The sequence below is a fragment of the Moorena sp. SIO4G3 genome (assembly GCF_010692305.1).
Lineage (GTDB): Bacteria > Cyanobacteriota > Cyanobacteriia > Cyanobacteriales > Coleofasciculaceae > Moorena > Moorena producens_A.
Genome location: NZ_JAAHIG010000144.1, coordinates 1 through 20,044, shown reverse-complemented (window position 1 = coordinate 20,044; position 20,044 = coordinate 1). Strand labels below are relative to the sequence as shown.

Annotated in this window: 22 protein-coding genes; 9 read left to right on the top strand and 13 right to left on the bottom strand. The window is 43.8% G+C overall.

The annotated features are described in order from the left end of the window. The 3 genes from F6J99_RS23320 to F6J99_RS23310 all read left to right on the top strand — a co-directional run. Window positions 1-134, top strand: a 134-nt coding sequence (locus F6J99_RS23320) for an orotidine 5'-phosphate decarboxylase / HUMPS family protein (protein WP_293115759.1), incomplete at its 5' end; no start/stop codon positions are given. Next, window positions 127-1,086, top strand: a complete 960-nt coding sequence (locus F6J99_RS23315; RefSeq protein ID WP_293115755.1) for a hypothetical protein — start codon at window positions 127-129, stop codon at window positions 1,084-1,086. The genes F6J99_RS23320 and F6J99_RS23315, both read left to right, overlap by 8 nt. Beyond that, window positions 1,083-1,268 carry a hypothetical protein gene (locus F6J99_RS23310; RefSeq protein ID WP_293115753.1) on the top strand — a complete coding sequence of 62 codons (186 nt, stop codon included), beginning with the start codon at window positions 1,083-1,085 and terminating at the stop codon, window positions 1,266-1,268. Before F6J99_RS23315 ends, F6J99_RS23310 begins: the two co-directional genes overlap by 4 nt. A gap of 81 nt (window positions 1,269-1,349) precedes the next feature. Here F6J99_RS23310 and F6J99_RS23305 read toward each other — a convergent pair whose 3' ends face one another. Then, window positions 1,350-1,562 carry a helix-turn-helix transcriptional regulator gene (locus F6J99_RS23305; protein WP_008185208.1) on the bottom strand — a complete coding sequence of 71 codons (213 nt, stop codon included), beginning with the start codon at window positions 1,560-1,562 and terminating at the stop codon, window positions 1,350-1,352. Between the two features lie 337 nt (window positions 1,563-1,899). On the opposite strand from F6J99_RS23305, the gene F6J99_RS23300 reads away from it, so the two are divergent. Then, complete coding sequence (locus F6J99_RS23300) at window positions 1,900-3,609, top strand: peptide ABC transporter substrate-binding protein (protein WP_293115751.1); 1,710 nt, start codon at window positions 1,900-1,902, stop codon at window positions 3,607-3,609. Window positions 3,610-3,799: 190 nt separating this feature from the next. On the opposite strand, the gene F6J99_RS23295 is transcribed toward F6J99_RS23300, so the two are convergent. Then, complete coding sequence (locus F6J99_RS23295) at window positions 3,800-3,934, bottom strand: hypothetical protein (RefSeq protein ID WP_293115749.1); 135 nt, start codon at window positions 3,932-3,934, stop codon at window positions 3,800-3,802. 8 nt (window positions 3,935-3,942) lie between these two features. Here F6J99_RS23295 and F6J99_RS23290 point away from each other — a divergent pair, with 8 nt between their 5' ends. The 3 genes from F6J99_RS23290 (at window position 3,943) to F6J99_RS23280 (ending at window position 6,222) form a co-directional block, all read left to right on the top strand. Next, window positions 3,943-4,902 (top strand): ABC transporter permease, encoded by a 960-nt coding sequence (locus F6J99_RS23290; RefSeq protein ID WP_293115747.1) that lies wholly within the window; start codon window positions 3,943-3,945, stop codon window positions 4,900-4,902. A 112-nt stretch (window positions 4,903-5,014) separates the two neighbouring features. Beyond that, the gene (locus F6J99_RS23285) at window positions 5,015-5,152 is read left to right on the top strand and encodes a hypothetical protein (protein ID WP_293115745.1); all 138 of its coding nucleotides are present in this window, start codon (window positions 5,015-5,017) and stop codon (window positions 5,150-5,152) included. A gap of 179 nt (window positions 5,153-5,331) precedes the next feature. Further along, window positions 5,332-6,222 carry an ABC transporter permease gene (locus F6J99_RS23280; RefSeq protein WP_293115743.1) on the top strand — a complete coding sequence of 297 codons (891 nt, stop codon included), beginning with the start codon at window positions 5,332-5,334 and terminating at the stop codon, window positions 6,220-6,222. A 235-nt stretch (window positions 6,223-6,457) separates the two neighbouring features. Here F6J99_RS23280 and F6J99_RS23275 read toward each other — a convergent pair whose 3' ends face one another. From F6J99_RS23275 to F6J99_RS23255, 5 genes are all read right to left on the bottom strand, one after another. Beyond that, entirely contained in the window at window positions 6,458-6,592 is a 135-nt protein-coding gene (locus F6J99_RS23275) for a hypothetical protein (RefSeq protein ID WP_293115741.1), read from the bottom strand. Between the two features lie 4 nt (window positions 6,593-6,596). Then, a complete protein-coding gene (locus tag F6J99_RS23270) occupies window positions 6,597-7,946 on the bottom strand; it encodes an AAA-like domain-containing protein (protein ID WP_293115739.1) in 1,350 nt (449 codons plus the stop codon). Window positions 7,947-8,987: 1,041 nt separating this feature from the next. After that, window positions 8,988-9,908, bottom strand: a complete 921-nt coding sequence (locus F6J99_RS23265; protein WP_293115737.1) for a hypothetical protein — start codon at window positions 9,906-9,908, stop codon at window positions 8,988-8,990. Window positions 9,909-10,059: 151 nt separating this feature from the next. Beyond that, the gene (locus tag F6J99_RS23260; RefSeq protein ID WP_293115735.1) at window positions 10,060-10,458 is read right to left on the bottom strand and encodes a hypothetical protein; all 399 of its coding nucleotides are present in this window, start codon (window positions 10,456-10,458) and stop codon (window positions 10,060-10,062) included. A 15-nt stretch (window positions 10,459-10,473) separates the two neighbouring features. Continuing rightward, window positions 10,474-10,824 (bottom strand): hypothetical protein, encoded by a 351-nt coding sequence (locus F6J99_RS23255; protein WP_293115733.1) that lies wholly within the window; start codon window positions 10,822-10,824, stop codon window positions 10,474-10,476. 254 nt (window positions 10,825-11,078) lie between these two features. Between F6J99_RS23255 and F6J99_RS23250 the strand changes: the two genes are divergently transcribed. After that, window positions 11,079-14,690 (top strand): AAA-like domain-containing protein, encoded by a 3,612-nt coding sequence (locus tag F6J99_RS23250; RefSeq protein WP_293115731.1) that lies wholly within the window; start codon window positions 11,079-11,081, stop codon window positions 14,688-14,690. A gap of 121 nt (window positions 14,691-14,811) precedes the next feature. On the opposite strand, the gene F6J99_RS23245 is transcribed toward F6J99_RS23250, so the two are convergent. The 5 genes from F6J99_RS23245 to F6J99_RS23225 all read right to left on the bottom strand — a co-directional run bounded on the left by F6J99_RS23245 (window position 14,812) and on the right by F6J99_RS23225 (window position 18,692). Continuing rightward, on the bottom strand, window positions 14,812-15,096 hold the full coding sequence (locus F6J99_RS23245; RefSeq protein ID WP_293115757.1) for a type II toxin-antitoxin system prevent-host-death family antitoxin: 285 nt from the start codon (window positions 15,094-15,096) through the stop codon (window positions 14,812-14,814). Between the two features lie 735 nt (window positions 15,097-15,831). Next, entirely contained in the window at window positions 15,832-16,866 is a 1,035-nt protein-coding gene (cobW, locus tag F6J99_RS23240) for a cobalamin biosynthesis protein CobW (RefSeq protein WP_293115729.1), read from the bottom strand. 96 nt (window positions 16,867-16,962) lie between these two features. After that, on the bottom strand, window positions 16,963-17,109 hold the full coding sequence (locus tag F6J99_RS23235) for a hypothetical protein (RefSeq protein ID WP_293115727.1): 147 nt from the start codon (window positions 17,107-17,109) through the stop codon (window positions 16,963-16,965). A 51-nt stretch (window positions 17,110-17,160) separates the two neighbouring features. Beyond that, window positions 17,161-17,709, bottom strand: coding sequence for a hypothetical protein (locus F6J99_RS23230; protein WP_293115725.1), 549 nt, complete (start codon window positions 17,707-17,709; stop codon window positions 17,161-17,163). A 269-nt stretch (window positions 17,710-17,978) separates the two neighbouring features. Then, window positions 17,979-18,692, bottom strand: a complete 714-nt coding sequence (locus tag F6J99_RS23225) for a hypothetical protein (RefSeq protein WP_293115723.1) — start codon at window positions 18,690-18,692, stop codon at window positions 17,979-17,981. Window positions 18,693-18,846: 154 nt separating this feature from the next. Between F6J99_RS23225 and F6J99_RS23220 the strand changes: the two genes are divergently transcribed. Further along, a complete protein-coding gene (locus F6J99_RS23220; protein WP_293115721.1) occupies window positions 18,847-19,002 on the top strand; it encodes a hypothetical protein in 156 nt (51 codons plus the stop codon). Window positions 19,003-19,029: 27 nt separating this feature from the next. Here the strand turns inward: F6J99_RS23220 and F6J99_RS23215 are convergent, their stop codons facing one another. Then, window positions 19,030-19,716 (bottom strand): HupE/UreJ family protein, encoded by a 687-nt coding sequence (locus F6J99_RS23215; RefSeq protein ID WP_293115719.1) that lies wholly within the window; start codon window positions 19,714-19,716, stop codon window positions 19,030-19,032. Window positions 19,717-20,044: the final 328 nt, after the last annotated feature.

The window sequence follows — 20,044 nt, the reverse complement described above, 5'->3', positions numbered from 1 at the left end:
TGGCAATGACCCCACTAGCTGCTCTACAAGCCGGTGCAGATTACCTAGTCATAGGGCGACCAATTACCGCTGCTGACGACCCAGTCGCTGCCTGGAATAGGATTTGTGAGGAATTAGCTGTTACTGGTGTATAGCTTTCAGCTGAGGGGATTACTTCTAATTGCTTACTTGGGATTACAGATCAATGGGTTGAACCTTAGCAAGTTGAACCTGGAAGGTTTCCCAGAACAGTTTCAACTAGACTTCTTTCAGAAGTTGGGAACAGGGAACAGGGAACAGGGAACAGTGGACAAGAATTCACGAAAACACTATCAGAAAACTACTTTTGAAAGAGGTCTACTGTTGAACCTACCCTACTCGAACGCCAAAGCCCAACAACCAAACCACCTCCAACCTATCAACTTTCAACCTATCAACTTTCAACCTATCAACTTTCAACCTGTCAACCTTGGCCTATTGGCCACGCTACGCGAACAACCTCCCAACCCTCAATCTACTACCCTTGGCCTATTGGCCAAGCTACGGGAACAACCTCCCAACCTTAACCCTTCAACCTTCTTCCAACCTGCCAACCTTCAACCTTCACCCGATCAAACCTGTTCGGTAGAGGTGGAAACGTTAACCTCCCTATTGCTTAAAGATTTACCTAGCTATGCCAATCGAGTGATTCAGAGGGCGCGGCGCTCAGACTCCACTGTGGACAACTTCAGTTATGTAATCGTGGCAGGAAAGCCAGAGTTTGAACCTCTGCCCCTTAAGTCGTTTCAATCGACCACTGTACCTAACCCAACGGATAGCGAAGCACTTCAACAAATTTTTCTAACTACCCTAGAGCGTAAGTATTTCAAGGATAAAGCTGTCGAGCTTCAGAATTATCACTGGCTATTTTTGACCAAAAGCTCTGATGGCTGGCGCTTAGTGATGATTTTTTCCCGTATTGGTTCTGTTTCAGAAGGCAAACTTCCCACACCGCCACGGGAAAGTACTAATGGTGTTATTGGTCAAGCGGTTAAGACTTGGCTGCGGGATTGTCGTGCTGGCACAATTCGAGGCTTTCAACAGAATCCCGTCAATTCCGGTCCTTGAGACGGTTAAGCATTCAGCCGTCAGTGGTCAGCCGTCAGTGGTCAGCCGTCAGTGGTCAGCCGTCAGTGGTCAGCCGTCAGTGGTCAGCCGTCAGTGGTCAGCCGTCAGTGGTCAGCCGTCAGTGGTCAGCCGTCAGCTTATTTTATTCAAAAGCACCGATTGCGCATCAGCTGTTCGCGTAGCGTGCGCGTAGCGCATTAGCTGATAGCTGATAGCTGATAGCTTACGTTTAGAAAAATTTAAGAATTTAGCGCTGATTTCCTTTACTCTTCTAAAATTTCTACTAAGTCCTGAACCATCACATCAAACGTCCTGGCTAATTTATCCATAGAAGTATAGTCAATTGTTTTTAGACCAGGACAGCGGGCATAGTGTCTTACAGTGCTGTAAATCACTCCGGAACGGTCAGAAACTTCCTTGAGTGTCCAGCCCTTCTCCTGTGCTAGTTCTCGTACTTTCAGTCTGACTAAACCCATACTTGACAATTTATCACGTTTATAGTTTAATAGTTCAATCGAGCAAACTATGAGAAACGATCGCCCTTAAACCATAGAATTATCTCAGGGCGATCGCATCAAAAAACCTCATGTAAAGAAACATCAAGGCAGTACTACTTATATTAACAATACTTAGCCAAAAATTACCCGTAACCACCGTATCTAAAATCCTAAGCATTCACCATGCTTACCTAAAATCAACTATAAATCGCGAGTGGGGCAATTTCCTTGGTCTAGTCAAACGTGTACTTTTTGAGGCAGAATTGCAACAATTGCGGCAAATGTATGTTATTGAGAAAAGTTGGTGGGACGATTTTTGACTAGATACTATATCCTGATTCTATTGAGTCTTCTGTGTTTAACTGGCTGTAATTCTCCTGATACTGGAGTTTTGCAGTCCAATCAAGACAGTACTTTGAAGCTCCTGTACTGGCAAGCACCGACTATCCTCAATCCTCATCTTTCCAATGGTTACAAGGATTTCGAAGCCAGTCGGATTACCCTCGAACCCCTGACGAGTTATGACAAAAATGGCGATATGGTGCTGTTTTTGGCAGCAGAAGTTCCTACGGTAGAGAATGGTGGGATTGCGGCTGATGGTAAGTCCGTGATTTGGAAACTAAAGCGCAATGTAAAATGGTCCGATGGCACCCCTTTCACCGCTGCTGATGTGGTGTTCACTTACGAGTTCATAACCAATCCAGCCGTAGCTTCGACCACTGGTAATACTTATAAAACTATCAAAAGCGTTGAAGCAATCGACGACTACACAGTCAAAGTCAACTTCAAGGATGTTAATCCAGCTTGGTTTTTAGTCTTTTCCGGTAGTGCTGGCATGATTTTGCCACGGCATTTATATCAAGATTTCAATGGTGCCAATGCACGACAAGCGCCAGCCAACTTGATGCCTGTAGGAACCGGTCCCTATCAGGTCGTGGAATTTAAGCCAGGGGATACTGTAGTTTATCAGCCTAACCCTAATTTCCGAGAAGCGGATAAACCCTATTTCGAGCGAGTAGAACTAAAAGGCGGTGGTGATGCTACTTCTGCTGCTAGAGCAGTCTTACAAACTGGTGATGGGGATTATGCCTACAATCTGCAAGTGGAAGCACCGGTGTTGAAGCGACTGGAAGCAGGGGGTAAAGGTAAAGTCGTGGCTATCTTTGGGGCGTTGGTAGAACGGATTTTAATGAATCAAACCGACCCCAATCAACAAGCTCCGTCTGGAGAACGGTCTAGTGTCAAATTCCCCCATCCGTTCTTCAAAGACAAGCGGGTGCGTCAGGCTTTTAACCTAGCCATAGACAGGGAAACCATTGCTCAACAGCTTTATGGAGCAACGGGCAAAGCCACAGGGAATTTCTTAGTGTTACCAGAGCAATATAATTCCCCTAATACTACCTATGAATTTAACCCTAAAAAAGCGGTAGCCTTGTTGGAGGAAGCAGGCTGGAAAGATACCAATGGTAATGGGATTCGGGATAAAGATGGGGTCGAGATGACCGTGTTGTTTCAGACATCCGTCAATCCTGTCCGCCAGAAGACCCAGGAAATTGTCAAACAGACCCTAGCCTCGATTGGAGTTGGGGTAGAACTCAAGAGTATTGATGCCAGTATTTATTTCTCTGGTGATCCAGCCAACACCGATACTAACCAACGCTTTTATGCTGACCTACAAATGTACACCACAGGGAATGATAGCCCCGACCCTGGTGCGTATCTGAAAACTTATACCTGTGATGAAATTTCCCAGAAAGCTAATCAATGGTCTGGGCAAAATCGCTCTCGCTACTGTAATCCGAAATACGATCAGCTTTGGCAGCAGTCTACAAAGGAGTTAGACCCAGAAAAACGTCGGAAAATCTTTATCCAGATGAATGACTTACTGGTTAAAGATAATGTAGTAGTTTTGCCCATTGTCCATCGGGCTGATGCAGCTGGGTTTAGCAATCAGCTCGAAGGTTATGACTTAACACCATGGGATCGCAATACTTGGAACATTATGGATTGGAAGCGGAAGTCATAGTTATATCAAGTCTGGTTGAATACCCATAATTGACGGGAGTGTGGGGAGGGTGGGGAAATGGGGAGATAGGGAGATGGGGAGATGGGGAGATGGGGAGATTTTTATGAAGGGTAATTATCCTGACATAATATTAGTAATCATTGGTCATTAGTTAATTAAAAAGATTCAAGATTCAAGATTCAAGATTCAATTAACTATAGCGTTTTCCAGACTTATGAGGTAGACAAGATTTTTCCCCGATTCCCGATTCCCGATTCCCGATTCCCGATTCCCGATTCCCGATTCCCGATTCCCTGTTCCCTACCAAATTGAAAACCGCTATCATAAATTTCAATGACGCGATACCTAATTAATCGTCTTTTAGTCTCTATTCCTACCTTGATTGCTATCAGTATCGTAGTATTCGGTATCCTGGCCTTAGCACCTGGAGACCCGATGGGGGAATTTGCCACTAATCCTTCGATTACGCCGGAAGTGCGGGAAAATATTCGTCGAGCTCTTGGTTTAGACCAACCCATCCCGATTCGGTATATTAAATGGGCGTGGTCATTTCTCCAAGGGGATATGGGATACTCCTTCACTAGCCGTAGTCCTGTTAGTGACCTAATGCTCCAGCGTTTACCTACTACGTTATGGGTTGTGGGTTCTGCTTATATTTTTGCTGTATTGCTGGCATTTCCTTTAGGGATAATTTCGGCACTTAAACGTTACTCTATCTTTGATAACATTGTCACAACCCTGGCTTTTCTAGGATTTTCTCTACCAACCTTTTTCACTGGTTTGCTGTTCATTATTTTGTTTAGTGTCCAGCTAAATTGGTTACCTTTTATCTACGACAGCACACTCAAAGTAACAGATTGGAATAGTTTTATTATCCAAGTCAAGCAGTCTATCATGCCCATCGTAGTATTGGGATTATTTCAAGCAGCAGTATTGATGCGTTTTATTCGTTCATCCATACTCGAACAGCTAAATCAAGACTACGTGCGTACTGCTTACGCCAAGGGATTACATCAATTCGTAGTGGTCAATCGCCATATCTTACGGAATGCTCTGATTCCGGTTGTTACCTTAGTCGCCCTAGATATTCCCACTGTATTCACTGGTGCTTTAATCACTGAACAAGTATTCCGAGTACCTGGAATTGGTGCGTTGCTGATTGATTCTATCTATCGAAACGATACACCAGTAGTGATGGCCATTACCTTTATCTACGCTATTTTAATTGTGGTCTTCAATCTAGTCGCTGATATCCTTTATGGCATTCTAGATCCGAGAGTTCAAATAATATAGTGTAGAAAGGGAACAGGGAACAGGGAATAGGGAGTAGGGAGTAGGGAAGAAAAATTATAGCAATTCTCTGTCTTGATGCAGTCGCTCATGGGGGAAACCACGGCAGTCGCTCATGGGGGGGACCCCCAAGACCGCGCTGCCTCCCCAAGACCGCGCTGCATCGCTATGCCATGAGGTACAAAGGGATCCCCCTAAATCCCCCTTGATAAGGGGGACTTTGAGGTTGATAACCGTACCTCATAAATCCTAGAAACGCTATATCACAATTCATGATAGCGTTTATCATAGCTATGAGGTACACATTATTTTTTCCCTCTTACCTCTTGCCTCTTGCCTCTTGCCTCTTGCCTGCTCCCTGCTCCCTGCTCCCTACTCCCTGCTCCCTAAAATGTACCTCACCTAATTAAAAGCCTATAAACTATACAATAAATGAGTGTTCTGTGGAATTTTTTTGGTGGAGATGGATGGCGTCGGTTTCGCCAAGATCGAATGGCTGTAATCGGGTCTATTGTACTTCTAATTATGGTAATTACCATTGTATTAGGGCCATTCATTAATACAACACCTATTGACAAAATTGACTTTAGTCTATCCAGTGCGCCACCGAGTTGGGCACATCCTTTTGGTACTAATGATTTAGGTCAGGATCAACTGGCTCGGGTATTGTGGGGGGGACGCATCTCTTTAACGGTGGGAATTGCGGCGATGGTAGTGGCGATTTCTTTGGGGACGTTAATTGGAGCGTTATCCGGTTTCTATGGAGGAGTAATCGATACCTTCCTGATGCGTCTGACGGATTTATTTTTAGCATTACCTCAGCTACCGTTGTTACTGTTAGTGATTTATTTATTCCGCGATGTCATGCGGCAGGTGGCTGGGCCAGAGTTGGGTGTTTTTATATTAATAGTGCTAGTAATTGGTTGCTTGAATTGGATGTCGGTGGCGCGATTAGTACGAGCTAGTTTTTTGACAGTGCGGGAGATGGATTTTGTGACCGCAGCTCGATCGATTGGTGCTAAACCTCGTCGCTTGATTTGGGCTCATATTCTTCCTAATGTGCTTAGTCCGGTAATTGTTGCGGCTACCTTGGCGGTGGGGAATGCGATTATTACTGAGTCTACCTTGAGTTTTTTAGGATTAGGGTTTCCCCCTGATGTTCCTACGTGGGGACGGATGCTATTTGATGCCCAAAATTATATTGAAATAGCGCCTCATATGGCAATTTTTCCGGGATTAGCGATTTTTTTAACAGTGCTTAGTATTAATTATATTGGGGATGGATTGAGGGATGCTTTGGATCCGCAAACTCGGAGAAAGTAGGGAGTAGGGAGTAGGGAGTAGGGAGTAGGGAGTAGGGAATGGGAGCATGTCACTTTTGCCGAACATTTGTACTAAGGTAATAGGTAATGGGTAATAGCGTGATTTGCGCGGTCTTGGGGGTTTCCCCCATGAGCGACTGCATCAAGACGGTAATAGGTAATAGGTCTGAAGGGGAGCTAGTCCTGGATGAATATTTGTACATTATCTATAGCCCCCTCATGGGTAATTGCATGTTTTACTGGAAAATAGTACTAATGTTTAAGCATTGCAAGACCTGCTCCCGTAGGGAATAGGGAAAATGTTGGGCTAACCACTCTACAGCCACTTGCCTAAGTGAAAAACTAGGATACTCGATCATATCTAGGTTCATGGTTTCAAACCAAAACTCGACTAAAATACTCACGATACAAATGGCATCGAGGTACGACTCGATTACCCTGCTGCTCTACTAATCCCATACTATGTAGCTTGTAAATCTGGAGTGAATCTAATTCGACTGGCTCCCATGAAGTGACAACTTGCTGCAATGCTTTAGCTAATTCTGGTGCTTGTCGTAGTGCTTGCAAATGTCGTCGTAAATGGTTGCTGTAAATACCTGCTTCTGTGGCTGCTGCTTGTAACAATTCCTCTAATGTTATCTTTCCACATGCAATTTCATATATTCCTAAACGTACTAGATAAGGATGTCCGCATACCATTTTCATGAGCTTTTCAACCTCACTATTGTTCCAATTAAGCCCATGGAAACAAGCTAAACTTTTTACTTGAATTGGGTCAAATTCTGTTAGTTCTAATGGTACTCCCGCATTGAAAGGAGATTGATTGATATCTAAGGGGATATAAACTTCCGTTGAATGGGCGACGACTAATCGCAGTTGTCTCCAGATATCAGCAATTTTTCCTTTTTCATGCCAGCTGCGTAGCATACCCAAAAAATCTTCAATGACCTCCCTATAGGAAAATAGACGATCTATATCATCTAATCCTAATACCAAAGGACAATTAATTTGGGGCAATAAATACTCTTCAAAGTACAGTGTACAGTTATCGTTGCTACCGAAAATTTCCGTATCCCAATAATTATCTAGCTGATTAGCTAACTTTAACTCCCGACTAACCTGTAGGCAAAGCGAGCGTAGAAACAGCTCCAAATTAGTCAAAACGGACTTATTGACGCTATTCAAACTCAGATACACTGTTTGAGCATTTTCCGAAGCAGCATGGTCTAACAGCTTCATGATCAAAGAGGTCTTACCCATTAACTTTGGGGCTTTAATCCGAATTAACGCCGCCGGTTTAACTACTGTTTTATAGCCAAGAGATTCAATCCCATCTCGTTCAATGTAAAAGGGAGAAGACGGTGCTACTGCACCTTCTGGAAAAGGGAATTCTGTTGCTGAAACACGGAGCGATGAGGGCAAGTTTATACTAGTTTGTAGTTGTGTTTTAGCTCTCTCTAAAGCGACTTTAAAATTCTTTTTAGTTAACTTTTCCCCTAAAGCTTCAGACAGCTTTTTCCATAACTGATTGCCAATATCTTTGTTAAGGTACTCTGTACTATAGCCAGCTCGTTTGCCAATTTCTTCATAGGTTAGTCCTGCCCAAGAACCTTCAAGTACAAGTATTTCTATATCATTAAGGTGCTTTTGGGTCTTTTGGAAAAGCAGTTGTTCTGCTATTTCTTTTGCCTGCTGCCAAGTCAGTCCTGATTCTAAGTTACTCATTCTGAGTCATTTCGGATGAAGACACAGATACCAGGGTAAGCGCAAGAAAAATTGAGCCAAAAGGTGATATAGGGCAAGAATTATGACCATATTAAGCCTTGATTCTCAGCACTATTGCATATTTATATCAATATTGTTGATAATAATGCCGCCTTATTGATTCTTGCGTTTACCCTGACACAGATACCAGTCTGGATTCTATTTTCTATATTACACGACTTGGGAAATTAAGGGTGAATCAAGGAGCCACAACAGGGTAATCTGGGAGACATCACAGTTAGAGAGTTAACCGGGTGTATCTCATATTTGTAAAAAAGAAGGGGGAGCGTGGTAAGTGTGGGGAGGGTGGGTAGGGTGGCTTTCAAGGGTATGTTTTTTACAAAGACGTCAGGTGTGGGGTGTAGGGTGTGGGGTGTGGGGTGTGGGGGATAAGAAAATATACCTAATTTGTCGTTAAAAATCATCATTTGTTCGTTGTTTTTCTTTTTCTCTCCCTCTGGGTTGTCCCATGTTTTACCCAAATGTAAAAAACCTACCCCTGTGAGGGGTAGGGTGGGGAGAGGGGGAGATAGGGAGATAGGGAGATAGGGAGATGGGGGAAATTTTTATTAAGGGTAATGTCATATTCGTCAGTATCCCAAATTCGTTACATTCGTTCCTAGCTCAAATTGAGGATTTTGAGATTTCATGTCTGAATTCCTTGTGATTATTACTGTGGTGGAGGTAGATGCATCCTTTTCACAGTCACTTATCCTGTGGATGGATAATGAGTACAATCACGTTGTGACGATTCCAGAATTTTACCGTTCACTGCCTTGAGATAAAGACCGTATGCCCCACCCTTCCGGTTATAGCAGTACGCATTAAGCTTAGGACATTGATAAAAGCTGAAAAAGTGCGACCCGTGGCGAATTAAATTCTTAATACGGAAAGCGCACCTGCGATGCATGTAGTTAACTTTTGCCTCTTGCCTCTTGCCTCTTGCCTTGCGGCTAGCGCTATAGTTGCCAGTAGTCTCGGCATCCGACCTGTGAGCGCCCTTTAGTTGTCTAGCATCAGCACTGCAAAGCGTTTGTTGCCATTGACGGTGTAAGGCTCAACATCAAAAATTCTCGCCCCATTTTGTTGCCACAGTTGATTAACTTGCGCTGCGGTTTTACCGTAGTACCACCACCAGCGTTGACCTTCAGAGCGTTCCATGACGACAGTAAAAGTATTGTTGCCGCGCCTTTCGATATCGATTAATCTGGCTTTGTTTTCTTTGAGTTTCGAGCTAATAAAGCTGGGTGATTTGTTGGAATAAACCCACCACGCCTTGGGGTCTACAGTATTTTTAATCATTACAGCACTAAACAGGCGCTTACCACCGACAACATAGGTATCGAGGTCAACAATGCGTGCTTGATTATCCTTGGCTTTTGCCATGATGTCATTAAAGGAAAGGTCAGTATAGTACCACCAAGCCTTAGCTTCAGAAGCTGTATTGGAAACGAGAACGACTGCATAGCGTTTTTTACCATTGACCCGATAAACTTGCAAGTCGATAATCCGAGCCCGATTTTGGGAGAGTTTTTCTTTGAGCGTCTGAGACGTTATACCGTAGTACCACCACCATTTCTTGGCATATGCACCTTGGTTTTTCACCATTGCGGCGCTAAAGCGATAGGGAGAGGTAGATTCTACTTCCAGGTCAATAATTCGATAACCTTCCTTAAGCTTGGCTTTGATTTGGTTAACAGACACACCTTGCAACCACCAAAACTGGGTAGGCGTAGTGTCTGAGGTTTCCGTCAGAGCAATCTGTGTATTGGTAGTGGTTTCTAGTTGATTAGCTTCTGAGGAAAGAGGCTGCAATTGAGGAGTAGATTCGGGGAAAACTGGACTCGATGCAGTAGCATTTAAACTCAATAGTGGTAACGTGAATCCGAGTGTTAGGAAGAATGCGATCGCATTTCGTTTCATAATTTTTGTTCACCTGAATGCATAGATGTAATGTGGAGTGAATGTCCAACTAGCCAATTTGCAGTCTTGTGCGTGCTAGTTGCGGCTAATGGTAGATGCACTCTAGATTCGAGTTGACGAAAATCCAGTCATTAAGTTCCTACAACAATCCTTAGTTAGAAGAAACAAAACCAAGCTGTCTGGAGTAGCAAATCTTGTATTTGTATGTACAAGTCGAACAAGAATTAACAGGTGATTTCTGACATTGCACGCGCACAGAAACAATGCCTTCAAAGTCTCCTGTTAACTTTCGGAATTGAGGAAGAGCTGGTGCAGCAGATACATTAAAGACTTGAAATATCCCGACTGGGCCTTCAAGTTCGACCCTGAGATCGTGGTTGCCAGTAGCTTCTATTTCTAGGCTAATATTGCGACGAATTCCTGATTGCCAAATTAAGTCGGGTACCCAAAGGCAATCAGTAGAGCTATCCGGTTGGCGAGATACTTCATTTTCTACGCAAGCGGTTGGTAAAAACCCGACAATAGTTGGAAGGTGACTCAGTGTAGGCAATGTCTACACTACCTACTACACATCACGCTGCCACCACAGAACCACATCAGCAAAGGTCATACGACCCTGGGTAACCACAAATTTGATCCGATTGTTGCCATGTTTGAGTAAATTGGCACTAATCACTTCGTGGATGGTGTTTAAGCCAGAATTCCCTAAAGTAAAACTGACCTGATTAGAATTATTGACAGAAATATTGAAGCTAACTCGCTCGCTAGTGGGATAAACCATGAAGGCAAGAATAGATCTCGAACCTAAATGGGCATCACCGGGAAGAGAAAATGAAAAATCTTGATCGATATCTGCGCCAACTTGCAAAGTGAACTTGCTGTCTCGTATAATGCTATAGTCTGAAATTATAGCCATGATTTTTACCTGTGATTAATTATTACATTGCTCAAGCCCAAAGCTGAAATAAGCTTGATATCAATCATTATCTTGATATATAGAAAAAACAACCATGGGAATAAAATCAGGTAATTCCAAGGATAGTTGAGCGATAAAAATAGGATTAAATCAGGTCAAATAAAATTAAAATAGGAAAAAGTCAGGTGGATTGCTCTGGGCTGGCAAATTTATGCCATGATAGCTATATCCCGCAGTAGATGTGCTGTGCTGCCATGACTGACAATTCAAACTTTGATTACGAATATCATATTGGTGGTAGTCTTCCGGCTGATGCACCGAGTTACGTAACGCGACAAGCCGACTGGGAACTTTATCACAACTTAAAAGCCGGACAACTTTGCTATGTTCTCAATTCCCGACAAATGGGTAAATCTAGCCTGCGCGTGCGGGTGATGCAAAAGCTACAAGCAGACGGTATCGTTTGTGCTTTTGTTGATTTGACCGGGATTGGCAAAGAGGGTATTACTCCTGAAAAATGGTATGCCGGAATTATCTATTCTCTTGTTAGTAGCCACCCGCTCAAAGAAAACTTTAATTGGCGTTATTGGTGGCGGGAACGCAGAGATTTACTTTCGCCCATACAGCGCTTGCATTCCTTTATCGAGGATATTTTTTTAACAGAAACACAAGAAACTATTGTCGTTTTTGTTGATGAAATCGACCGGGTTTTAAGTCTAAATTTTTCCTTAGATGACTTTTTTGCTTTAATCCGCTTCTTTTACAATCGACGAGTAGATAATCCTGCCTATCGTCGTCTTACTTTTGCCCTTTTGGGAGTGGCAACCCCAAGCGATTTGATTAAAGATAAAACCCAAACTACTTTTAATATTGGTCAGGCCATAGAACTACAAGGATTTCAACTACAGGAATCCCAACCCTTAGCTAAGGGTTTAGCAGGAAAAGTAGACAAGCCGCAAGGGATTTTAGCAGACATCCTCGCTTGGACGGGAGGACAGCCATTTCTGACCCAAAAACTATGTCAGCTTGTAGTTCGAGAAGCAGATAAAGATAGAATTGTGAGTTCCCAATTCCTTGAGGAGATAGTAGGCAAGCAGATCATCGAGAATTGGGAAGCACAAGACGAACCTGAACATTTGCGGACAATCCGCGATCGCATCTTCCGTAATCCTCAAGGTGTTGCTAGGCTCCTGGGCATCTATCAACAGATTCTACTGGAAGGAGAAATCATTGCTGACTCTTCTGTTGAACAAACAGAGTTGCGTTTAGCAGGATTAGTGGTACAACAGCAGGGTAAATTAAGGGTCTATAACCGTATTTACCAGCAGGTTTTCAATCAGCAATGGGTAGAGAAGCAATTAGAAAAGCTGCGTCCTTACTCTGAAAATTTCACTGCTTGGGTTGCTTCCCATTATCAAGATGAATCCCGTCTATTGCACGGTCAAGCATTGCAAGATGCCTTGCAATGGGCGAGTGATAAAAGTTTAAGTCCTATTGATTATCGTTTTTTAGGGGCGAGTCAGGATTTTGAGAAGCGAAAAGTTGAAATTAATCTAGTTCTTCAACAAGGACAAAGTCGCCTCTTAGCCCAGGCCAATCAAACTTTAACCAAAGCGCAACAGCAAGCTAAAGCCGAATTAACCAAAGCAAAACAAACAGCCAAGATGATCGTTGGTATTGGTTCTGGCATTCTGGCAATTTTGTTGTTAGTTGCCACCGTCGTCGGATTGCAAGTTAGACAAGCTAAACGAGAGCTTGCAGAATTAAAGCTATCACTGCTTAGTGTCAACTCCCAAAAAGCGTTGGACTCCAGTCCCTTTGAGTCTCTGTCGAAAGCCCTGCAAGCAGGAAAAAAACTACGAGGCATGGAAAAGTGGCAGCCAGTGGAACCAGAGACACGTAAGCAGGTAATTGATACCCTCCGTCAGGCAATTTACCTTACTACAGAACGCAATCGCCTTGAGGGACATGAAGCTGCGGTGATCAGTGTGAGCTTTAGTCCTGATGGTCAAACGATTGCCTCTGCTAGTGCAGATCAGACGGTCAAGCTGTGGGATCTCAAGGGCAACTTACTAAAAACCCTCGAAGGGCATAGTGATAATGTTTTGAGCATCACCTTCAGTCCAGATGGCAAACTCCTTGCCTCTGCTGGTTGGGATGGCACGATTAAACTTTGGGATGCTTTGAAGGGTACCCTGCTCAAAACGTTTACTGCTCATAACCCTAAGATTGCTAGCATTAGTTTTAGCCCAGATAGCAAAATCCTGGCGGCGGCAGCTTTTAATGGCACGATAGCACTGCTGAAGGTGGAAAATGGTACCCGGATTAGAATCCTCAAAGGTCACGGTACTCATCCAGTTTTTAGTGTGCGGTTCAGTCCCAATGGTAAGCTGCTTGCTTCTGCTAGCTTTGACGACACACTCAAGCTCTGGAATGTTGAGGATGGTACCCTTATCCATACCTTTAAAGGTCATCGCGATAAGCTCAGTAGTGTCAGCTTTAGTCCAGATGGCAAACTCCTTGCTTCTGGTAGTTTTGACCACACAGTGAAGTTGTGGAGTATTGAGGATCGTAGTCTAGTGCATACCTTTGAGGGTCATCGAACTCCTGTGCGGAGCGTTAGTTTTACTCCCACCTATGCTCAGGCTCAGCTTTTGGCTTCTACTAGTGAAGATGGCATGATCAAACTGTGGAATTTAGAGACCAAGGGACTTGAGCCGGAAACTTTCAGGGGTCATCGCCGTCAAGTTTGGGATGTCAGTTTCAGTCCCGATGGCAAAATGCTCGCCTCTGCTAGTACTGACCAAAGCGTCAGGCTTTGGGAAATACAAGGGATTGAACCACAAACCCTTTTTGGTCATCATGATCAGGTCTGGAGTGTTGCTTTTAGTCCTGATGGTAGCACTATAGCTTCTGGCAGTGCAGACCGCACCGTGAAACTATGGGGTGTCAAAGATGGCAATCTGTTACAGACTCTCGGAGATCATGCTGACTCTGTCAAGAGTATGAGTTTCAGTCCTGATGGCAAATTTCTGGCCTCTGGTAGTGACGACCGTAGAGTCAGGGTATGGAATCTTGAGAATAGTCAACTTGTGCATGTTTTTGTCGGTCATAACCACATGGTAACCAGTGTAGATTTTAGTCCTGATGGCAAGATGCTTGCTTCTGCGAGTAAGGACGGCTTAGTAAAGCTATGGAATCTTAAGGAAGGCATACTGGTGCAAACTCTTGCTGCTCATCCCAATAAAATTAGAAGTGGTGTGGTAACAACTGTGAGTTTCAGCCCCAACGGCAAATTTCTTGCTTCTGCGGGTCATGATCGCACAGTAAAGCTATGGAATTTAGAGAATGGCATCACTTTAGAGCAAACTCTCACTGGTCATCACACAAATGTCAAGAGTATTAATTTCAGTCCTGATAGTAAGATGATCGCCTCTGCTAGTGCAGATCATACCGTAAAACTGTGGCGTGTAGAGGATGGCACTATAGTGCAAACCCTACGTGGTCACAACAACCAGCTTACCAGTGTCGAATTTAGCCCTGATGGCAAGCTCTTAGCTTCTGCTAGTCTTGACAATACGGTAAGGCTATGGGATACCACGACAGGAAAGGAACTGCAACCCTTAATTGGTCACCGTGGTTGGGTTAACAGTGTGAGTTTCAGCCGTGATGGTAAATTTCTCGCTTCCGCTGGGTCTGATAACACGGTAAAGTTGTGGAATTTGGAGCTAGATCTTGATAATTTGATGAGGCTAGGTTGCAACTGGCTTGATGATTACCGAGCTACACATCCTGAGATGGAAGAATTAGAGTCTGCTTGCCAAAGTGCTCTTGAAAGTAGATATAGCAATTCTCATCACGAGTGAGGACAAAGCTTACTTCTTTACTTCTGCCTTCTGCCTTCTGCCTTCTGCCTTGCTTTTGCCCTTAGTATAAGTATTCAACCGGACATGATATGACAAATTAATGCCGTATTTCTTACTCTTGTTACAACTTAATACCCAATTCCTCTTTCAGTTCTTCCAAACCTTGAGGAGTAGCTTCGTCTGACTCTGCCCATGCCAACGCCCTAAACAGACGCTTGGCATTTTCTGGCGATCGCAACAAATAAATGGTTTCTAAGATACTTGACAATTCATCTTCAGCAATTAACGCGACATTTTTCTGGTTACCACGCTTGATTACGATAATTTCGCGTTCATCGTAAACTTGATCTAGGATGCTAGCTAGGTTAGCTCTTGCTTGAGAATAGGTAGTTTCCCGACTTAACATCGTTTCCCTGAGGCTGATTTGTAGATCATTATTGTACATACCTCACATGGGAACTGCACCGTAATCTGATCGGTGGAATGGCCATCTTGGTGGAACAGGCATCTTGCCTGTTTCATCTTCCGGCATCTTGGTGGAATGGCCATCTTAGTGGAACAGGCATCTTGCCTGTTTCATCTTCCGGCATCTTGGTGGAATGGGCATCTTGCCTGTTTCATCTTCCGGCATCTTGGTGGAATGGCCATCTTGGTGGAATGGGCATCTTGGTGGAACAGGCATCTTGCCTGTTTCATCTTCCGGCATCTTGGTGGAATGGGCATCTTGCCTGTTTCATCTTCCGGCATCTTGGTGGAACAGGAATCTTGGTGGAACAGGCATCTTGGTGGAACAGGCATCTTGCCTGTTTCATCTTCCGGCATCTTGGTAGAACAGGCATCTTGCCTGTTTCATCTTCCGGCATCTTGGTGGAACAGGAATCTTGGTGGAACAGGCATCTTGGTGGAACAGGCATCTTGCCTGTTTCATCTTCCGGCATCTTGGTAGAACAGGCATCTTGCCTGTTTCATCTTCCGGCATCTTGGTGGAATGGCCATCTTGGTGGAATGGGCATCTTGGTGGAACAGGCATCTTGCCTGTTTCATTCCCGAGCGGGCAAGATGCCCACTCTACTAAATTGGTTATTCCCGATTCCCGATTCCCGATTCCCGATTCCCGATTCCCGATTCCCGATTCGCTTGATTACCCAAATACCTCCTGAATTCCTAACTGCTCCAACCCTTGCCCAATCAACACCAAGCGAGTCTGACGCTTTTCATCAGCTTGCCAAGCACGGTCAAAGAAACTCTCAATGCGATCGCCTACTCCTTGGATCACCATCCGCATCGGTTTATTAGCAACATTCACAAATCCCTTAATACGATAAATCTCTTGCTGTTGCACCAATTGTCGTAATTTTTCTTTGATTACCTTTGGATCAAATGCCTGATCTAAAATCAAATTAACTGAATTAATATCATCATCATGGTCATGGTCTTCTTCATGATCATGATGGCTAGGACGTGAGTCTAAATTATCTTCCACTCCGGCATTAAATCCTAGCAGTAAATCAGGACTAATTTCTCCCTCGTGACAAGGAACGACTTTCACACTACTTGGTAACTGCTGTTGCAACCAATTATTTACTTTGGTTTGAGTAGGACTATCCACTAAATCCACTTTAGTCAACAGCACCATATCAGCACAAGCTAGCTGGTCTTCAAACAGTTCCTCGATGGGAGTTTCATGTTCCAACGTTGGGTCAGCCTGACGTTGCGCTTCTAAAGCATTGATATCGCTGACTAAAGTACCAGCCGCTAACGCATCGCAGTCTACGACAGTCACCACCCCATCCACCGTAGCGCCAGTGCGAATTTCTGGCCAACGAAAGGCTTGAACTAAAGGTTTAGGCAACGCTAATCCCGACGTTTCAATCAGTATATTATCAATCTTGTCACGACGCTTCAGCAATTCTTGGATTGTCGGTAAAAATTCTTCCTGAACCGTGCAACACAGACACCCATTGGCTAGTTCTAAAATATTATTATTCGCATCATCGTCTTCATCACAAATCTGACAGGAACGCAATAATTCCCCATCAATCCCTACTTCACCAAATTCATTGACAATTACAGCAATTCGTCTGCCCTGATTATTTTGGAGCAGGTGACGCACGAGAGTAGTTTTGCCACTACCGAGGAATCCAGTAACAACAGTAACAGGAATTTTTGCAGCCATTTTAAGTAAGTTAAGGAGTAAAGTTAAGCTTGAAGGTTGGTTGTTCGCGTAGCGTGGCCAAAGGCCAAGGTTATTTTGTTGTTCGCGTAGCGTGGCCTATTGGCCAAGGTTGAAGGTTGGTTGGTTGAAGGTTGGTTGGTTGTTCGCGTAGCGTGGCCTTTTGGCCAAGATTCTTCGCCTTTGGGGTTCGGTGTAGGGTAGGTTTAAGGTTGGGATAGGGATCCGTGTAGGAATTGTGATCATTTTTGTTCCCTGTTCCCTGTTCCCTGTTCCCGACAACTGCCGCGAAGTCTATTACCTAAACATACATACTGGGTATTTTTGAAACAATCGAGAAGCAATTGTTTGGTATTCAATGATGCTGTTTCGGACTACAAAACTGTCTGTTCCATCGTAAGCATGATCATTTAACGGCGTGTAGTTCCAAGTAATGTAGATAACTTCGCCTTCGATCGTTTCGGGAACGATTATATTATTGCCATCTGCAAATATCTCAAAAAGACTGTCAAAAACGCAGGCTACTTGGTCAATACCCTTGTAAACTGTGTGGTTGAGAATCAAGATAGATTCTTCCGAATAGTCAGACATCATGTCTTCTAGGTCGGAGTTTGCCCATGCATTAATGTGGTGTTCCCATACCTTTCTCGTTTCCTCTGTTGTTTGATCTGCACCCCAGTTATAATAGGCTACCAAATTGGTGTTCAAGCTCGGTTCGGCGTTCCCAACAGAAGCATCTGCAAGTACTGGAGCGGAAAAACACGCCCAGCAAAGCCCGATTGCGATCGCAGTTAATATCCCGGCTTTTAACCACTTCAAACGTCCCAAAATATTTCTATAAATCATAGACTATCTCCTTATAACTCTTCAAAAAACTAACAATACTTTTTATAGCGTTTATTGGAGTTATGAGGTACGCTTTTTAACCTCAAATTCCCCCTTTTTAAGGGGAATTTAGGGGGTTCGTTTTGTCCCTCATAGCTATAATAATTGCTATAGTTGTAAGCTCTCAGCTTTTTAGCTAATTTACTGATAGCTGTTCAATGATAAATTGGCAACTTTGGAATCCTCCTGGAAAGTAAAACCAATAAGAGAAGACATCAATATATCAGGGTTCAGTTAGAACGTTTAATCGGGTGATATTCGATCGCCATCCAGATACAATCCGTATCTGAATAATACTGATGCCACGGATAGGTATAGTGCTGGTTTTCGTGTACTTCACAAAAAGGAACGATCTGGGTGTATCCCTCAGTCATCAAGAGATCTTCATAGAGAGTGTCAAAATCCTCTTCTTTGAACTTCTGCATTCGTCCCTGTCCCAAGACTTGGGTGTGAAGCTCAAGAAAGTCATGTTGGTTATGGATGGCACAATCGGTACCAGAAGGGGCATACCAGAGGTTAACTTTAACAGAGAACTTTTCTGGTTGATGGGGTGTACTCGATTGCCTTGCCATAAAATAGGGATCGACTTCTAGAATTCCCGCCTCATCTTGAGGAGATTTCCACAGCGGTACATCTTTGGGGAAATTGATCAAATTCCCTAAGAGATCCCACCCTGGCTCAAAGACAATCTTGCCGATGTTTTTGCTCTCTACTACCTCCAGCAAAAGTAAGGATTTGGCTTTTTGGACAGTAGTATCTTTTAGGATAGTAGATGAAAAAGCCGGAATAATGCTGGTGTTCGTTTCGCTCAGGTAAGCATCTGTCTCTTCAGGATTAACGGTGATAGTACGACTGTTAATGGGATAATTTTCCACATTTTCAACGTACTTCCCATCTATGTAGGCACCGGAAAAGTTAAGTTGTTTAACTTGGTTAGCTTTCATCGGTTTTTGACACAGAATTAAAGGACTAGTTACCTAAGCTCTAGTGACGCATCTAGGCTCATGAATTTAGCTTGGGTGCAGGGCATTGCTTAATAATGGAATGATTTTAATAGTAGGTGCGCGCCTCCAAGGGCGCGAGGGATTGCTCGCGCCCTTGGGTCGCACCTGTAGAATGGGCATCTTGGTGGAACTGGCATCTTGCCAGTTATCAATATTTTCGGGTGGGCAGGATTCTCACCCCACTCATATTAATTCCTTGATTCAGCAATATCCCCTACTCCCTACTCCCTACTCCCTGTTTCAAGATTAAGCTTGAAGGTTATTTGGTGGAAACCTCTTATCCAACAATTGCAGAGGATAGGAAAACGACTCCTACTGAGCAGATACCAAAGCCTAAAATTCGCATCAGTGGGAAGGGTTGATTTCTCCATTGTTTGATCAACGTCTTACTCAGCCCTAGGGCTAGGATGGCAATACCATACTGAATCACACTGAAGCCAATCAGGTAAGCCAAGAGTGGACTGATTTCAGCACCTACAATTGCTTCACCATAGGCATAGCCATGAAAAATACCAGCTAAGCTAGCTAACCCTAGCACTACGGATATCTTGGGAATTTTGGCACTCAACAGTAGCCCGCCAAAGAGCACCACTGACGTTGCGATCGCAATCTCTGGTATTGGTAAGTCCATTCCCAGCAAGTGAATACCTGTTCCGAGTAGGGTGGTGAGGACAAAAGCACCTGGAATCAGGAAACCACTGGTAAATCCAGCCGCAATTAAGCCAACAGCAATCACAAAGGCGAGATGATCGAAACCAATCACAGGATGACCTAATCCAGACAAAAATCCTGTGATGAAATTATCGGGTGTCTCGCCACCAAAGGGATGGTGAGCCATGGCTTGTTGTGCTGTACTTAAAATCCCCATCCATACCAACAAAGCTATAGCATTAAAGCCAAGTTTCTGGTTTTGGTAACGGGAGATATAAGACCGATTGCTGGCGTAAAATTTTATTTTTGACATCGGGTAAATGCTGCTCAATAACTGATAAAAATACTTGCAACAGTTTAGTGCTAACGACTTTTACAGACTAGGCTTTCTAAGACTATCTTGAAAAAGTCTAAAGTAGTCTCGTAGCACATTTAAACTGAGCTGTTCGCGTAGCGTGCGCGTAGCGCATAAGCACATCAATTAGCGTGCGCCTAGGGCGTGTCTTCTTGCCTCGGAGATCCCCCTAAATCCCCCTTAAAAAAGGGGGACTTTGAGTATTGCTCCCCCCTTAAAAAAGGGGGACTTTGAGTATTGCTCCCCCCTTAAAAAAGGGGGACTTTGAGTATTGCTCCCCCCTTAA

Coding starts and splice junctions, on each gene's coding strand:
- F6J99_RS23290 (WP_293115747.1), top strand. CDS start 3,943: ATGACGCGATACCTAATTAATCGTCTTTTAGTCTCTATTCCTACCTTG.
- F6J99_RS23275 (WP_293115741.1), bottom strand. CDS start 6,592: ATGAACCTAGATATGATCGAGTATCCTAGTTTTTCACTTAGGCAAGTG.
- F6J99_RS23215 (WP_293115719.1), bottom strand. CDS start 19,716: ATGTCAAAAATAAAATTTTACGCCAGCAATCGGTCTTATATCTCCCGT.
- F6J99_RS23250 (WP_293115731.1), top strand. CDS start 11,079: ATGACTGACAATTCAAACTTTGATTACGAATATCATATTGGTGGTAGT.
- F6J99_RS23245 (WP_293115757.1), bottom strand. CDS start 15,096: ATGTTAAGTCGGGAAACTACCTATTCTCAAGCAAGAGCTAACCTAGCT.
- F6J99_RS23235 (WP_293115727.1), bottom strand. CDS start 17,109: ATGATCACAATTCCTACACGGATCCCTATCCCAACCTTAAACCTACCC.
- F6J99_RS23280 (WP_293115743.1), top strand. CDS start 5,332: ATGAGTGTTCTGTGGAATTTTTTTGGTGGAGATGGATGGCGTCGGTTT.
- F6J99_RS23265 (WP_293115737.1), bottom strand. CDS start 9,908: ATGAAACGAAATGCGATCGCATTCTTCCTAACACTCGGATTCACGTTA.
- F6J99_RS23285 (WP_293115745.1), top strand. CDS start 5,015: ATGGGGGGGACCCCCAAGACCGCGCTGCCTCCCCAAGACCGCGCTGCA.
- F6J99_RS23305 (WP_008185208.1), bottom strand. CDS start 1,562: ATGGGTTTAGTCAGACTGAAAGTACGAGAACTAGCACAGGAGAAGGGC.
- F6J99_RS23255 (WP_293115733.1), bottom strand. CDS start 10,824: ATGGCTATAATTTCAGACTATAGCATTATACGAGACAGCAAGTTCACT.
- F6J99_RS23230 (WP_293115725.1), bottom strand. CDS start 17,709: ATGATTTATAGAAATATTTTGGGACGTTTGAAGTGGTTAAAAGCCGGG.
- F6J99_RS23270 (WP_293115739.1), bottom strand. CDS start 7,946: ATGAGTAACTTAGAATCAGGACTGACTTGGCAGCAGGCAAAAGAAATA.
- F6J99_RS23295 (WP_293115749.1), bottom strand. CDS start 3,934: ATGATAGCGGTTTTCAATTTGGTAGGGAACAGGGAATCGGGAATCGGG.
- cobW (WP_293115729.1), bottom strand. CDS start 16,866: ATGGCTGCAAAAATTCCTGTTACTGTTGTTACTGGATTCCTCGGTAGT.
- F6J99_RS23225 (WP_293115723.1), bottom strand. CDS start 18,692: ATGAAAGCTAACCAAGTTAAACAACTTAACTTTTCCGGTGCCTACATA.